The sequence below is a fragment of the Acidovorax sp. SUPP2539 genome (genome assembly GCF_030158975.1).
Taxonomy (GTDB): Bacteria; Pseudomonadota; Gammaproteobacteria; order Burkholderiales; family Burkholderiaceae_C; genus Paracidovorax.
Window position 1 is genome coordinate 12,439 of record NZ_BQXJ01000009.1, and the last position, 14,717, is coordinate 27,155.

13 protein-coding genes, 1 tRNA gene and 1 riboswitch are annotated in these 14,717 nt (G+C 68.3%); of the genes, 9 read left to right on the forward strand and 5 right to left on the reverse strand.

Annotated elements, in window-relative coordinates:
• Positions 1-16 precede the first annotated feature (16 nt).
• The 6 genes from AVTE2539_RS23935 to AVTE2539_RS23960 all read left to right on the forward strand — a co-directional run bounded on the left by AVTE2539_RS23935 (position 17) and on the right by AVTE2539_RS23960 (position 5,832).
• A complete protein-coding gene (locus AVTE2539_RS23935) occupies positions 17-550 on the forward strand; it encodes a LemA family protein (RefSeq protein ID WP_272566791.1) in 534 nt (177 codons plus the stop codon).
• Positions 551-741: 191 nt separating this feature from the next.
• Positions 742-2,076 carry a 16S rRNA (cytosine(967)-C(5))-methyltransferase RsmB gene (gene rsmB / locus AVTE2539_RS23940; protein WP_284414755.1) on the forward strand — a complete coding sequence of 445 codons (1,335 nt, stop codon included), beginning with the start codon at positions 742-744 and terminating at the stop codon, positions 2,074-2,076.
• The gene (locus AVTE2539_RS23945) at positions 2,066-2,689 is read left to right on the forward strand and encodes a DUF4390 domain-containing protein (RefSeq protein ID WP_284414558.1); all 624 of its coding nucleotides are present in this window, start codon (positions 2,066-2,068) and stop codon (positions 2,687-2,689) included. The genes rsmB and AVTE2539_RS23945 overlap by 11 nt, the downstream gene beginning before the upstream one ends.
• Positions 2,686-4,962 carry a sensor histidine kinase gene (locus tag AVTE2539_RS23950; protein ID WP_284414561.1) on the forward strand — a complete coding sequence of 759 codons (2,277 nt, stop codon included), beginning with the start codon at positions 2,686-2,688 and terminating at the stop codon, positions 4,960-4,962. The genes AVTE2539_RS23945 and AVTE2539_RS23950 overlap by 4 nt, the downstream gene beginning before the upstream one ends.
• A gap of 38 nt (positions 4,963-5,000) precedes the next feature.
• Positions 5,001-5,705, forward strand: coding sequence for a response regulator (locus tag AVTE2539_RS23955; protein ID WP_284414563.1), 705 nt, complete (start codon positions 5,001-5,003; stop codon positions 5,703-5,705).
• Between the two features lie 51 nt (positions 5,706-5,756).
• Positions 5,757-5,832, forward strand: a tRNA-Phe gene (locus tag AVTE2539_RS23960).
• A 178-nt stretch (positions 5,833-6,010) separates the two neighbouring features.
• On the opposite strand, the gene AVTE2539_RS23965 is transcribed toward AVTE2539_RS23960, so the two are convergent.
• From AVTE2539_RS23965 to AVTE2539_RS23975, 3 genes are all read right to left on the reverse strand, one after another.
• Positions 6,011-6,316, reverse strand: a complete 306-nt coding sequence (locus AVTE2539_RS23965; protein ID WP_284414565.1) for a cupin domain-containing protein — start codon at positions 6,314-6,316, stop codon at positions 6,011-6,013.
• Between the two features lie 3 nt (positions 6,317-6,319).
• On the reverse strand, positions 6,320-7,153 hold the full coding sequence (locus AVTE2539_RS23970; RefSeq protein ID WP_284414567.1) for an alpha/beta fold hydrolase: 834 nt from the start codon (positions 7,151-7,153) through the stop codon (positions 6,320-6,322).
• A gap of 190 nt (positions 7,154-7,343) precedes the next feature.
• Positions 7,344-8,750 carry a diguanylate cyclase domain-containing protein gene (locus tag AVTE2539_RS23975; protein WP_284414569.1) on the reverse strand — a complete coding sequence of 469 codons (1,407 nt, stop codon included), beginning with the start codon at positions 8,748-8,750 and terminating at the stop codon, positions 7,344-7,346.
• 380 nt (positions 8,751-9,130) lie between these two features.
• Here AVTE2539_RS23975 and AVTE2539_RS23980 point away from each other — a divergent pair, with 380 nt between their 5' ends.
• A complete protein-coding gene (locus tag AVTE2539_RS23980) occupies positions 9,131-9,883 on the forward strand; it encodes a tyrosine-protein phosphatase (protein WP_284414571.1) in 753 nt (250 codons plus the stop codon).
• 97 nt (positions 9,884-9,980) lie between these two features.
• Here AVTE2539_RS23980 and AVTE2539_RS23985 read toward each other — a convergent pair whose 3' ends face one another.
• Entirely contained in the window at positions 9,981-10,475 is a 495-nt protein-coding gene (locus AVTE2539_RS23985; protein WP_284402479.1) for an HU family DNA-binding protein, read from the reverse strand.
• Between the two features lie 277 nt (positions 10,476-10,752).
• Between AVTE2539_RS23985 and AVTE2539_RS23990 the strand changes: the two genes are divergently transcribed.
• Entirely contained in the window at positions 10,753-11,655 is a 903-nt protein-coding gene (locus AVTE2539_RS23990) for a PhaM family polyhydroxyalkanoate granule multifunctional regulatory protein (protein WP_284414573.1), read from the forward strand.
• Positions 11,656-11,728: 73 nt separating this feature from the next.
• Positions 11,729-13,045 carry an FIST signal transduction protein gene (locus tag AVTE2539_RS23995; protein WP_284402476.1) on the forward strand — a complete coding sequence of 439 codons (1,317 nt, stop codon included), beginning with the start codon at positions 11,729-11,731 and terminating at the stop codon, positions 13,043-13,045.
• A 146-nt stretch (positions 13,046-13,191) separates the two neighbouring features.
• On the opposite strand, the gene AVTE2539_RS24000 is transcribed toward AVTE2539_RS23995, so the two are convergent.
• The gene (locus AVTE2539_RS24000; RefSeq protein ID WP_284414575.1) at positions 13,192-14,496 is read right to left on the reverse strand and encodes a D-amino acid dehydrogenase; all 1,305 of its coding nucleotides are present in this window, start codon (positions 14,494-14,496) and stop codon (positions 13,192-13,194) included.
• Positions 14,497-14,589: 93 nt separating this feature from the next.
• Positions 14,590-14,700: riboswitch (glycine riboswitch) on the reverse strand.
• Positions 14,701-14,717 lie beyond the last annotated feature (17 nt).

A 14,717-nucleotide genomic window follows, 5' to 3' on the forward strand; every position in this document is an offset into this window, starting at 1 on the left:
GGGCTCGGCAGACGCAATGCTGTCCTCCTGGATTTTTCTTGCCCTGCTGCTGTTCTGGGCCGTGGGTGCCTACAACCGGATCGTGCGATTGCGCTCGGCCGCCATCCAGGCCTTCGGGGGCCTGGACGCACACCTCATGCGCATGATGGCCATGCTGGGTGAATACGAGGCTGCGCAGGGTCCCGCGCCCGCGGCACATGCCGATGCGCGGGCGGCGCTGTGGGCCGCCACCACCCAGTTCGGTGCGTCGCTGGCCGTCGCACGGGCCCGCCCGCTGGACGCCGGCGCCGCGGCCGCGCTGCTGACGGGGCGCGAAGTGCTCGAGGCCGCCTGGCTGGCCATGGTGCGCGTCGCGGAGGTTCCGCCAGCGCCCGGCGAAGGCGCGGCGCTGCCCCTGTGGGCCCAGCGGTGGCAGGAACTGGTGGCCCAGAATGCACTGGCCACGCGGCAGTTCAACGATGCGGCGCTGCAGTACAACCAGGCCATCGGCCAGTTCCCGGCGCGCCTGCTGGCGTGGCTGTTCGGGTTCAAGGCGGCCAGAACGCTGTAGGCTGCGTGCCCATCCCCGCATCCCGGGAGGGGCGTGGGTGGTTTGACATTGATTCAAGGCGTGGCCGCGACGGCGTCCGCAACCGCAACCGGTTTTTTCCTATTCAAGACAGGCTCAGACAGAACATGACCGATCCGCAGCCGCGCCCGCCCTCCCGTTTCTTTCCGCCCCCGGCGGAGGGCGAACGCCGCATGGAGCCCGCGCTGTGGCGCCAGCTGGATGCGGTGGTGACCGCGCTGCAGGCCGTGCGCGGCGGGCAGTCGGGCACGGCGGCCCTGGCCGCTGTCGAGCCGGGCTTGCGGCCCGGGGTGCAGGCGCTGTTGTTCCAGGTGCTGCGCAACCTGGGCCGGGCGCAGGCGCTGCGCAAGCAACTGGCGCCCCGCAACCCACCGCCGCGGGCCGACGCCCTGCTGTGCACGGCCCTGGCGCTGGCCTGGTCGCCCGACGAGGCGCCTTACGAGGCGTTCACTCTCGTCAACCAGGCGGTGGAAGCGGCCAAGCGCAACCCGGCATCGCAAGCGCAGGCGCCGTTCCTGAACGCCTGCCTGCGCCGCTTCCTGCGCGAACGCGATGCGCTGGTGGCCGCCACCCACGGCGATCCGGTCGCCCAGTGGAACCACCCGGCCTGGTGGATCGCCCGGCTGCGCAAGGACCACCCGCAGCACTGGCAGCAGATCCTGCAGGCCAACAATGCCCATGCACCGATGGCGCTCCGGGTCAATGTGAAAAAAACGACTCCAGCACAATATTTACTAGGGCTATCTGCTATCAATTTGGAAGCATTTCCTGCGGGGCCGTTCGGCATCGTCCTGGACCGCCCGGTGGCCGTGCAGCAACTGCCGGCCTTTGCAGACGGCCACGTCTCGGTGCAGGACACCGCGGCCCAGATGGCGGCGCCGCTGCTGCTGGAGGGGCTGGACCTGTCGCAGCCGCTGCGCGTGCTGGACGCGTGCGCCGCGCCCGGCGGCAAGACCGCGCACTTGCTCGAATATGCGGGTGCCGCCTCGCCGATGCAGGTCGTGGCGCTGGAAATCGACGCCGACCGCGCCACCCGCATCCACGAAACGCTGGACCGGGTGGGGGTTCGGGCCCAGGTCCTCGTGGCCGATGCGGCACGGCCGCAGGACGGGTGGCTGGACGCCAGTGGGGGCGGAGGGTTCGATGCCATCTTGCTGGATGCGCCGTGCACGGCCTCGGGCATCGTCCGCCGCCACCCCGACGTGCGCTGGCTGCGGCGCGAGTCCGACATCGAGCAACTGGCTCAGCAGCAGGCCCGCCTGCTTGCCACGCTCTGGCCGCTACTGCAGCCCGGCGGGCGGCTGCTCTACTGCACCTGCTCCGTGTTTCGTGCCGAGGGCGAAGCACAGGTGCAAACGTTTCTTGCGCGCAACACCGACGCCCGTTTGCTGCCGTCTCCCGGCCATTTAATACCCGGCAAACCGGACGAAAGCGGCGGCGTCTCGGAGAATCGTCCGGGTGACCATGACGGATTCTTTTACGCCCTGTTGCAAAAACATGCGGCTTGAACAGCCCGCTTCGCGCCCCGCCGCGTGGCTTTCGGTGGCCGTGGCCGCGCTGCTGTGCATTTGCCTGGCGCTGTGGTCCCCGGCGGTGCTGGCGCAGCCCGACGCGGGCGACCTGCGCGTCGAAGGCAACGACGAGGGCCTGTACCTGTCGACCACGCTGCACTTCGACCTGCCCGAGCTGGCGGAAGACGCCCTCTACAAGGGCATCTCGATGTACTTCGTGGCCGAGGCCGATGTGGTCCGCGAGCGCTGGTACTGGTATGACAAGGCGGTGGCCCACTCGGTGCGCTACCTGCGCCTGAGCTACCAGCCGCTCACGCGCCGGTGGCGCCTCAATCAGTCCGCCACGCCGTTCGCCAACACCGGGCTGGGGGTGGCGCTGGGCCAGAACTTCGACGAACTGGGCGATGCGCTTTCCGCCATGCAGCGCATCAGCCGCTGGAAGATCGCCGACGCGGACGAGGTCTCCGGCGGGCCCTATACCGTGCATTTCCAGTTCCGCCTCGACATGTCCCAGTTGCCCCGCCCGTTCCAGATCGGCGCGGTGGGGCGCTCGGGCTGGGACCTGATGCTGTCGCGCAGCGTGCGCGCCGTGGCCGAGCGCGCGCCATGACCGACGACCACAGCGTTCCCCGCACGCCCCAGCAGGCCCGTGCCTCCCGCTGGGCCCTGGGCGTGGGCGTGGCGATCATGTGCGCGATCGGGCTGGTGCTCCTTTTCCTGCTCACCGTCGCCACCAACAACCGCGCGCTGTACGAGCGCAACTACGCCTGGCTGTTCGGCCTGAACGTCCTGGTGGCCGTGCTGCTGCTCGCCGTGCTGGTGTGGGTCGTGGTGCGCCTGGCGGTGCGGCTGCGGCGGGGGCGCTTCGGCAGCCGCCTGCTGGTCAAGCTGGCGGGCATCTTTGCGGTCGTGGGGCTGCTGCCAGGACTGCTGATCTATGTGGTGTCCTACCAGTTCGTGTCGCGCTCCATCGAAAGCTGGTTCGACGTGAAGGTGGAGGGCGCCCTGTCCGCCGGCGTCAGCCTGGCCCGGGTCACGCTGGACACGATCGCCAGCGACATGGCCATGCAAACACGCACCGCCAGCAGCCAACTGGCGCAGGTGCCCGACGCGGCGGCCGGCGTGGTGCTCGAACGCATCCGCGACCAGCTGGGGGCCAGCGACGTGGTGCTGTTCAGCACGGCGGGCCAGCCGGTCGCCAGTGCCGGGCAATCCCGGTTTGATCTGAGCCCCGAACGGCCCAGCGCCCAGTTGCTGCGCAACGCGCGCCAGCAGCGCGCCACCTTCCAGATCGAGGGGCTGGACGACATCGCCGACCCCGCTGCCGTGCAGAACGCCCGGGTCAAGACCCTCGTGGCCGTCGGCAACGCCAGCGTGGGGCTCCTGGTGGAGCCACGCTACCTGCAGGCCACGCTGCGGCTACCGCAGGTGCTGGTGTCCAACGCCATCGCCGTGCAGGAGGCCAACCGGGAGTACCAAGAGCGCGCCCTGGCCCGCGAGGGGCTGCGGCGCATGTACATCGGCACGCTCACCCTGAGCCTGTTCCTGGCCGTCTTCGGGGCCGTGCTGCTCGCCGTGCTGCTGGGCCGTCAACTGGCACGCCCCCTGCTGGTGCTGGCCGAGGGCGTGCGCGAGGTCGCATCGGGCAACCTGAGCCCCAAGGCCGTGCTGCAGGGCAACGACGAATTGGGCGGGCTGACCCGGTCCTTCGCCGTCATGACCCAGCAGTTGTCCGATGCCCGCACCGCCGTCGAGCACAGCATGGGCGAGGTCGATGCGGCGCGGGCCCACTTGCAGACCATTCTGGACAACCTCACCGCGGGCGTGATCGTGCTGGACGCCGAGGGGCGCATCCGCTCCACCAACCCCGGCGCCACCCGTATCCTGAGGGCCCCGATGGCCGCCTTCGAAGGCCGGCCGCTGGCCGACGTGCCCGGGCTGGCCGAATTCGCCAGTGCCGTGCAGGGCCACTTCGAGGCCTTCCTGGGCGACCGCGAGCAGCATGGGCTGGACCACTGGCAGCATTCCTTCGATCTTTACGGCTCGCCCGCCTCGGGCGTGGCCGCCAATGGCACCAGCCTGGTGGCCCGGGGGGCGGAACTGCCCAACGCGTTGCGCCTCCTGGTGTTCGACGACATCTCCGAAATCGTCTCGGCCCAGCGTGCACAGGCCTGGGGCGAAGTCGCCCGGCGCCTGGCCCATGAAATCAAGAACCCCCTCACGCCGATCCAGCTGTCCGCCGAGCGCCTGGAGATGAAGCTCTCCGGCAAGCTGCAGGATGCCGAGCAAGCCGTGCTGACCAAATCCGTGCGCACCATCGTCGATCAGGTGGATGCGATGAAGCGGCTGGTCAACGAGTTTCGCGACTATGCCCGCCTGCCCGCAGCGGAGCTGCATGCGCTCGACCTGAACGCCCTCGTCACCGACGTGCTGCAGCTCTACGGCGCCGAGAACGCGACCGTGCCCGTGGAGGCCGAACTCGATCCCCGATGCCCCGAGATCGCGGGCGATGCCCAGCAACTGCGCCAGGTCATCCACAACCTGCTGCAAAACGCGCAGGACGCCAGCGAGTCCACCCGAGAGCAGGGCGGGGCCGCCGGCGCGCCCGTGCGCATCACCACGCGCTGGAGCCAGTCGTCGCGGCGCGTGCGGCTGACGGTGACCGACAGCGGAACGGGATTTCCCAACCACATCCTTCAGCGCGCCTTCGAACCGTATGTAACCACCAAGCCGCGGGGCACTGGCCTGGGACTTGCTGTGGTGAAAAAGATCGCCGACGAGCATGGTGCCCGTGTCGATCTTGTCAATCGGGTGGAAGAAGGGGTGGTGCTCGGCGCGCAAGTGTCGCTATCATTCGCCCCTGGCCACGTGGTGGCACATTAACAACACTTGGAAACGTATCGCGAGGCTGATCAAAACCCATGGCAAACATTCTGGTGGTCGACGACGAACTGGGCATCCGTGACCTGTTGTCGGAAATTCTGAACGATGAAGGGCACAGCGTGGACCTCGCAGAGAACGCCACGCAGGCCCGCGCCGCCCGTGCCGCCAATGCGTACGACCTCGTGCTCCTCGATATCTGGATGCCCGATACCGATGGCGTCTCGCTCCTCAAGGAGTGGGCCATGGCCGGCACGCTGACCATGCCCGTCATCATGATGAGCGGCCACGCCACCATCGACACCGCGGTCGAAGCCACCCGCATCGGCGCCTTTTCCTTCCTGGAAAAGCCCATCACGATGCAGAAGCTGCTCAAGGCGGTCGAACAGGGCCTGGCGCGCAGCGCCGCCCAGCCGGCGGCATCGTCGGCCGCCACCGCGGCAGCCGCCACGCCCCCACCCGCTGCTGCCGCGACCCCTGCCGCCCCCGATACCCAGGGCGCTCCGGTGGCGGCCTTGCCCGTGGTGACCAAAGACCCCGGCCCGCATGCGCACCAGGGCTTCGATCTGGACCGGCCGCTGCGTGAAGCCCGCGACGGGTTCGAGAAGGCGTACTTCGAATTCCACTTGGCGCGCGAAGGCGGCTCCATGACGCGCGTGGCCGAAAAAACGGGCCTGGAGCGCACCCACCTTTACCGCAAGCTGCGCCAGCTCGGCGTGGACCTGGGCCGCGGCAAACGCAATTAAGTCGTCAGAGTTTCAGAACGCCTCTTTTTTCTGGTTATAATTTGAGGCTTAGGCCCGGTAGCTCAGTCGGTAGAGCAGAGGATTGAAAATCCTTGTGTCGGTGGTTCGATTCCGCCCCAGGCCACCAGTCATCAAAGCCCTTGGTTCTTGCGAACCAGGGGCTTTTTGTTTTGCGGATGGTTTTCCTCACCCTGATGCGGTCGTGTGTGGAGCGGCGAAGCGGTTCGGTGGCGTGCGCTCGCTCCAACCACTAAAACTCGAACCATTCCTGCCAACGCGGCATTTCCTGTCGATGATCCGGCGATTCACGCCGCGCTCGTTCTCCGCGCAACCCAGTACGTGGCCCCATCCGGGCCGTAGCGCTCCTCGTGCGGTTCCGACCGATCCAGTTCGAACGTGTCGCCAGGCACCAGGTGGCGCGTGGTGCCCGACTGCGTCAGCCACATCTCGCCCGCCACCACCAATGCACTCGCATGAAAATCATGCCGATGCTGCTGCACGATTTGCTGCGGGGCCCAGGTGCGAACGAGTGCCTGCTCGTAGCCTTTCGCCAGTGCTTGGCGCTCGAAGTCCTCGAAGGTCGCGGGAATGGGGGCGTGTGGCTCGACCATGGCTCAGCTTTTCAGGAATGCGATCAAGGCGGCATTGAATTCCTGCGCGTGCGACAGGTTGAAGCCATGCGGTGCCCCGGCGATGACCTTGAGTACGCTGCCAGGAATCGCCTTGTGCGTGCGTGCGCCGCTCACTTCCAGCGGCACGATGGCGTCGGCATCGCCGTGGAGGACCAGCGTCGGAACCTTCACGCTTTTCAGGTCTTCGCGGAAGTCGGTTTTGCCGAAGGCCTCGATGCAGTCGAGCGTGCCCTTGGGCGATGCCATGGCGGCGATGTCGCGGGCGTACTGGCGCTGTTCCTCGCTGACTTTGAGCTTGCCGTCCACGCTGAAGAAGTTGTGCGTGAAGTTTTCCAGGAACGCCATCCGGTCTTGTTTGACGCCTTCCTGGAATTGCGCAATCGTCGCGTCGTCCAGTCCGCCCTCCGGGTTGTCGGCGCTCTTGTAGAGGTAGGGCGGAACGGCGCCCGCGAAGACCAGCTTGGCCACGCGCTGGCTGCCGTATTTCGCGATGTACCGCGCGAGTTCGCCGCCGCCCATCGAGAAGCCGACCAGCGTGGCGCCCGTGAGATCGAGCCCGGTCATCAGCGCATCGAGGTCTTTCGCGAAGGTGTCGTAGTCGTAGCCCTCCCAGGGTTGCGACGATGCGCCGAAGCCGCGGCGGTCATAGGCGATCACGCGGTAGCCCGCTTCGACGAGGGCGGAGATCTGGGCTTCCCACGAGCGCCCGCTCAGGGGCCAGCCATGGATGAGCACGACGGGGGCGCCCTGCCCGTAATCTTCGTAGTGGATCTCGACGGGATGGCGGGCGCTGGATTCGGTTTGGAGCTTGGGCATGGGGGTGCGGACCTCGGCAGTGGGTGGATGTGAACGGGGGATGGGTGAAGGAATTCCATTGGGTCCAGAATTTCAAATCACGTCAATCAGACCTGTCCTACTCAGCCGCTGGCGCGTTCGGCCCTGCTCGCAGGGTGGGCTGCAACGCAATCACCTTCGCGAGCGCGGTGCCTGCGGTGGCGGCGCGGCATTACGCTGGCGGTGTGCCCTCGTACACCTGCAGCCCGCTGGCCTGCTGCTTGGCGCTGTACATGGCGAGGTCGGCGCAATGCAGCACCTGGGCGGCCACGGTCGAATTCTCGGGCGAGCGCGCGATGCCGATGCTGGCCCCGACGTTCACCCACTGGTCCGGCCGCACCTGGATGGGCTGCCGGATGGCGTTGACGATGGCGGCGGCGGCCTCCTGCACGCGCTGCAGGTCCTGCGAGCGCATCAGGATGGCGAATTCGTCTCCGCCCAGGCGCGCCAGCGTGTCCGACGAGCGCACGTGCTTCTTGGTTCGCAGCGCCACTTCCTTCAAGACGGCGTCCCCCGCTTCGTGGCCGTAGTTGTCGTTGATGGCCTTGAACTTGTCGAGATCCATCAGCAAGATCGCGTATCCGGTGTTCAGGGCCTGCTGGTTCTGCTCGGCGTTGTCCAGGTTGATCTCGAAAAGCCGCCGGTTGGCCAGATGGGTCAGCGCATCGCGGTGCGCCACGTTCTCGAGCGGCACGACCACCCGGTTGGTGATGAGGTTCGCGGCCAGGATGGAGAGGAACGAACTGAACAGGATGCTGGCGGCGAACAGCCCCTCCAGCCGCAGGAAAGGCGAGAAGACCGGCGCGAACGGTTTGGCCACCACCGCGATGACGTTGGAGCCCTGCAGACCGCCCAGGTTGATGACCTTGGCCCGGTACTGCGCACCATCAGTGCCTTCCGCCGAAAAGTTCTCGGACGACTGCGTGTGTTCGTGGATGCTCCGGTTGAGCACTATGCCGGGCAGGGTGGAGGTGTGGATGACGAAATCGCCTTCGCTTTCCTGCGACAGGAACGCCATCTTCAGCTGCGTCATCTTGGTGAACTGCTCCACCGCCATGGTGTTGACGCGATAGCCCAGGAAGATGTTCATGATGGGCATGGGGGCGCTGATGGTGGCCTTGACCCAGTTGTAGAGCACGGGCGTGTGCTCGCCCGCGGCCAGCGGGCCAATGCTGCGGCCGGTTTCGCTGACCTCGGTCACCAGGGCCTCCAGCGTCGCGTCCAGATCCAGGTCGCGCTCGTTCAGAAGCTGGGTCACGGAGGCACGGGCCACGATCTTGTGGTTGAGGTCCGTGAGGACGATCAGCTCGGCCCCCGTGCGGGCCAGCTGGCTGGCCAGCGCCGACTCGATGGTCGCGCGGTTGCCGTTGGCGATGGTGTGCTGCAGCCCGTAGTCTTTCGTGACCAGCAGCGAGGTCTGCTGCCGGTTGTCCTTGCGCGTGGCGGCCGTGTACAGGAAGGTCTGCGCCCCGCCTTCCAGCGCGGAATCCACGCTTTCCAGTGCGATGTTGCGGTTGGCGAAGTGCAGGAAGACGAACGCCACCACCTGGACGATGATCAGCGCCGGAACCAGCAGCATCAGGAGCTTTCTGGTGGAAGCGTTCGCCAGCGTCTTCTTCATGGATGCAAGCCCCCTCCTGAAATTATGGAATGGAAGGCCGGACCGTGGGCGGTCACTGGCCTTTGATTCTTCTCGTGCGCCTCTCCACGCTGAGCCTGGCCCCCTGCACCGGGGCCCTGTTGGGCGGGGGCAGGCATTCGCCCTTGCGTCCTTTCTCCGTGCCTCTTTCTGCGCACTTGCATCCGTGCCGCCGCCATGGCTTTCAGCGGGGCCGGGTGATCCGTAGCCAGTATAGGGTGGCGCCCCGCGATTGGGGCAGGGGTTGTCCAGGGATCGGCGCCATGGGCCATGCCCTGGCCACCCCTCCGGCCCGCGCGCCTTTCGCATAAAGTGGCTGCATGAGCGACTCACCTTCCTACTCCCGTTCGCTGAACCTGCTGGGCGCCACCAATTTCCGCGATCTGGGCGGCTACCCAGGCGAGCAGGGGCGGCCCGTGCGCTGGCGCCGCCTGTTTCGCTCCGACCACCTGGCCGCGCTGACGCCCGAAGACGCGCAGGCGCTGTCGGCGCTGGGGCTGGCGCGCGCCGTAGATTTCCGGGGGGAGCATGAACGGGCCACGCTGGCCTACGTGCTGCCCGATGTGGCCTATTACCCGCTGTCCATCGAGCCGACGGTGGTGCAGCGTGCCAAGGAGATGGCGCTGTCGGGCCACACGCTCACGCCCGAGATCGCGATGGATCTGATGCGCGACACCTACCGCGCTTTCGTCGCGCACAACACGCGCGAGTTCGCCACGCTGTTCGAGCACCTGCTGGACAACGACACGCCGCTGGTCTTTCACTGCACCGCGGGCAAGGACCGCACGGGCTTCGCGGCGGCGCTCATCCTGCTGGCGCTGGGCGTATCGCGCGAGGTGGTGATGCAGGACTACCTGCTCACCAACGGGTTGTACCGGCGGCCCGCGCAGGTGAACGGGGCCGCGCCGGAGGCGGTGCTGAACGTGCTGTGGCGCGTGCAGCAGGACTTTCTCGAAGCGGCGCTGCAGGCCGTGGAGACGGACCATGGCGGCGTGCTGCGCTACCTGGAGCAGCGGCTGGGCGTGGGCCCTGGCGAGCGCAAGCGCCTGGCGCAGTGGTATCTGGAGCCCTGATGGGAACGCGGTGCGCATGAAAAAAAGCCGGCACAGGTGCCGGCTTTTTTCGTTGGGCTGGCGGTGCCGCCAAGGCACCGCGGAGCGCACCGGTCGATCAGACCGTGGCGTCCTTGAGCTTCTTCAGCGCGCGGGTCTTGATCTTGACCGATGCGGGCTTGGCGGGGAACCAGCGCTCGGCACCCGTGAACGGGTCCTTGCCGAAGCGCTTCTTCTTGGCGGGCACTTGCTGCAGGCCGATCTTCATCAGGCCGGGCAGCGTGAATTCGCCGGAGCCCTTCTTGTGCACCGAAGCCAGGATGGCCGATTCCAGTGCTGCGAGCACGGCCTTGGCGGCCTTGGGCTCGACGCCGGCCTGCTGTGCCAGGTGGGCGATCAGCGAGGTCTTCGTGAACACTTCCTTCAGCGGCTTGAGCGCGGCAGGAGCGGCCTTGGCGGCGACGGGGGCCTTGGCCTTGGGGGCTGCGACCTTCTTCACGGGAGCGGCCTTCTTGGCCGGTGCTGCGACCTTCTTGGCCACGGGGGCTGCAGCCTTCTTGGCTGCGGGAGCGGCCTTCTTTGCAGGCGCGGTGGTTTTCTTTGCAGTTGCCATGGTGTTGGTATTTCTCGGAAAAAGTGGTGAACATTCCAGCATGCTGGTCGCCGGATTCTAGGGGGTTTGCATCGGCGGGCGCGGGCCGCACGCGGATTGCACGCTGCAAGCGGCATGGATGCTGGGTTCGAAGGCCCCGAGGCGCGCGCAGAAAGCGGTGCCGGCGAGGTGCCCTGGCGATGCCGGGCGATGCCCGCGGCGTTGGCCCCGCGGGGCAATCGCGTTAAGCTGTCCCATCCCCCACCGGCGCCATGCAGCGCATCGCAAAGGAATGGCCATGAGCGACACATCCCCCTTCGGTTTCGGCAGGTTCGTGCCGGGCTTCGACTTCCTCCAGAACCTGGCCAAAGGCGCGCCGGGCGGCGTGCCGCAGATGCCGAGCCTGTCCAGTTGGGTGGCCCCGACGATCAGCGTGGAAGAACTGGAAAAACGCATCGATGAATTGAAGGCCGTGCAGTTCTGGCTGGAGCAGAACTCGCGCGCCTTGAGCGCCACGGTGCAGGCGCTGGAGGTGCAGAAGATGACCCTCGCCACGCTCAAGGGCATGAACGTGGCGATGGGCGACCTGGCCGGTGCCTTCGCGCCCAAACCATCGCCTTCGGCGCCCGCCCCCGAGCCCGCACGTGCCAGCCCCGCCCCCTACCGCGAGCCCCAGCGCGAGCCACCGGCCGAGCCGCCCGCTTCCGAGCCCGCGGCCGAAGAAGACGCCGCCAGCGACCCCGCGGCCACGGGAGCCGCGTCCACCGCGCTGCCCGGCGTCGTGGACCCGATGCAGTGGTGGGGCGCGCTGACCAGCCAGTTCCAGCAGATCGCGGCCCAGGCGATGGGCGATGCGTCGCACCAGGCCGCGGTGGAGGCCACGCGCGGTGCGGCGGCCGAGGCCTTCAAGACCGCCACCGACATGGCCACGCAACTGGCCGCCCAGGGGCTGCAGGGCGTGCAGGAAGCCACGCGCATGGCCCAGGCGCCGCAGGATGCCAAGGCGCCCACCGCCCGCAGCCGCAAGCCGGCCGCGGCCCCTGCCGCAGCCCGCACCGCAGCCCCACGCACCCGGCCGGCCGCTGCGCCGAAAAAGGCCGCTGCCAGGAAGCCCGTGGGGGCTCCCCCTTCTGCGGCGCGGCGCGGTGCCGCGCCGGCCGCGGCCAAGTCCGCCGCACCGCGCAAGCGGACGGGCCCGTGACTGCATCCCCCTGCACTTTCTTTTCCGACATGGCCGCCCGCGCAGCGGGCCGCCGCGACCTTTGCCTCCGACCATGAAACTCTTTCCCAACGGCCACGCCACCCATCCCCAGTGGCGCATGGCGGCCGCGCTGGTGCTGGCGCAACTGCGTGCGCAGATGGCGCTGCCGCAGTACGCCAGCGCGCCCACCCTGGGGGTGCTCTACATCACCGACCACTATGCGGACGAGGCGCAGGCCCTGCTCGACTTCGTGTCGGCCGAACTGCCCGAGGTGACCGACTGGAGCGGCACCGTGGGCGTGGGCGTGGCGGCCAACAACGCCGAATACTTCGACGAGCCGGCCCTGTCCGTCATGCTGCTGGACCTGCGGTCCGACCAGTACCGCGTGTTCTCCGGCGTGGCGCCGCTGGCGCGCAATGCGGCCAGCGGGTTCGTCGCGCACACGGCGCTCGTGCACGCGGACGGCCGCACGCCCGACCTGGCCGAGCTGATCGATGAAATGGCCGACCGCACGGCCACCGGCTACCTGTTCGGCGGCTTGTCGGCCAGCCGTAACGCGAGCGTGCAGTTCGCCGTGGGCGGCAACGGCAACATCGCGGGGCAGGGCGGCGCGCGTGGCGTGTTCGACGGCGGACTGTCGGGCGTGGCCTTCAGCGAGGGCGTGAGCCTGCTGTCGCGCGTCACGCAGGGTTGCCAGCCCGTGGGGCCGCTGTGCACCATCACCGAGGCGCAGGACAACGTGGTGCTGGCGCTCGACGGCCAGCCGGCGCTGGATGCGCTGCTGGACACGCTGCACATCTCGCTGGACGGCGACCCGCAGCCCGCGCTGCGCGAAGTGCGGGCCACGCTCGCCGGCCTGGTGGATGCCGGCGTGCAGCCGCTCGGCCGGGCCGGGCATTTCGGCACGGACACCCGGGTGCGCCACATCGTGGGGCTCGACGCCACGCGCCGGGGCGTGGCCCTGGCCGACCAAGTGGAAGAGGGCATGCGCCTGGCGTTCTGCCAGCGCAACGTGGCGGCGGCCCGAGCCGACCTGATGCGCATCTGCGCCGAGATCCGCGAGGAGCTCACGCCCGAGGAAGCCGAGACCCTGCCCGCACCGTCGGCCGACAGCGAGCGCCGCGCGCTGGCGCAGGCCCTGGGCGGCGGTGCCGACGGGGCCGCGCGCGCGCCGGTGCAGCGGCACATCGTGGGCGCGATCTACGTGAGTTGCTCCGGGCGCGGCGGCCCGCATTTCGGCGGGCCGAGCGCGGAGCTGCAGATCGTGCGCCATGCGCTGGGCGACGTACCGCTGGTGGGGTTCTTCGCCGGCGGCGAGATCGCCCACCACCGGCTGTACGGCTACACCGGCGTGCTCACGGTGTTCACCAGCGAGCACGCGCCGGCCTGAGCCCGGCGACCGCGGGAGGCCCCGCGCCGGCATGCCCGCAGGCCGTGCGCCCCTTCCCGGGGCGGCCCAAAGGGGTTTTGGGCCTTTTTGGCTTCACGCCCTAGAAAATCATGTGGCGGCAGCTATAAAAATAATAGCAATGGACTTCAGGTCACCGGCAGGAGCGCGGGCGCGGCCGTGCGCGGCATGCCGGTGAATGCGAAGTCCACTTCCGGCGCCAGCCCGCTCACGATGCGGGCGATGGAGCGGCCCGATCCGCAGGCGTGCGTCCAGCCCAGCGTGCCGTGCCCTGTGTTGAGGAACAGGTTGCCGATCTTCGTCTTGCCGATCAGCGGCACGTTGCTGGGCGTGGCAGGGCGCAGCCCGGTCCAGAACTGGGCTTGGCGCGTGTCGCCCGCGCCGGGAAAGAGTTCTTCCACGCGGCGCACGATGGCTTCGCAGCGCACGGGGTTCAAGTCGCGCTGGTAGCCGTTGAGTTCCGCCGTGCCGGCGATGCGCAGGCGGTCGCCGCGCTCGCTGGTGTATCGCGAGAAGACGAGCTTGAATTCATCGTCCGTCAGGCTCACCTCGTAGGCCGCCGAAGCATCGCGCACGGGCATCGTGACCGAATAGCCCTTGGCTGGGTAGATGGACAGGCGCAGGCCCAGCGGCTCGGCCAGCAGCGGGCTGAACGAGCCCATGGCCAGCACGTAGGCATCGCCCCGCACGCGTTCGAAGCGACCTTCCGCGTTGGTGATCTCGGCATGGTCGATGGCGCCGCCCGCCGTGCGCAGCGCCGTGATGTGGCAGCCGGTACGGAATTGCACGCCCGCCGCCTGCGCCAGCCGGGCCAGCTCGCGCGTGAAAGTGTTGGCGTCGCCCGATTCGTCCTCGGCCGTGTAGGTGGCGCCGGCCAGTTGCGGGCGGATGTGGGCGAGCGCGGGCTCCAGCCGCACGGCCTCGTCGGCGCTGACCACGCGGCGCTCGCAGCCCAGGGCGCGCATCTGCTCGGCGGGAGCGAGCGCGGCATCGAACTCCCGGGCGCTCGTGTAGAAGTGCAGGATGCCCTGCGTGCGCTGGTCGTACTGGATGCCCGTATCGCGGCGCAGCTGCTGCAGCGTGTCGCGGCTGTAGGTGCCCAGGCGCACGATCTGCTCGATGTTGTGCCGCGTGCGGGCCGGCGTGCATTCGCGCAGGAACTGCAGGCCCCACAGCCACTGGCGCATGTCGGCGCGCAGGCGAAAGAGCAGGGGGGCGTCTTCGCGGCCCAGCCATTTCAGCACCTTGAGCGGCGCGCCGGGGTTGGCCCAGGGCTCGGCATGGCTCACCGAGATCTGCCCGCCGTTGGCGAAGCTGGTTTCCGCACCGGGCACGCCCTGGCGGTCGATGACGGTCACTTCGTGGCCGAGTTGTTGCAGGAAATAGGCGGAGGTGGTGCCGAGCAGGCCGGCACCGAGAACGATCACGCGCATGATTCACAAGCCTTTTGGAAGGTTTGCGCAAGCAGATCGCCGGCGTGGTGCTATAGAATCGATAGCGTGCAGCCGACGGCGATCTGCCGTGCTGCCGCTCCCCCTGTCCTTGGTACCTGAGAGATTCGCCCTGCGCCAACACGGCGAGGGGCTTGCTCCTTCGGTGCGCCATGGCATGCATGGCGGCTCTCCAGACGGCTTTGATGGTGGTGCAGTACGGG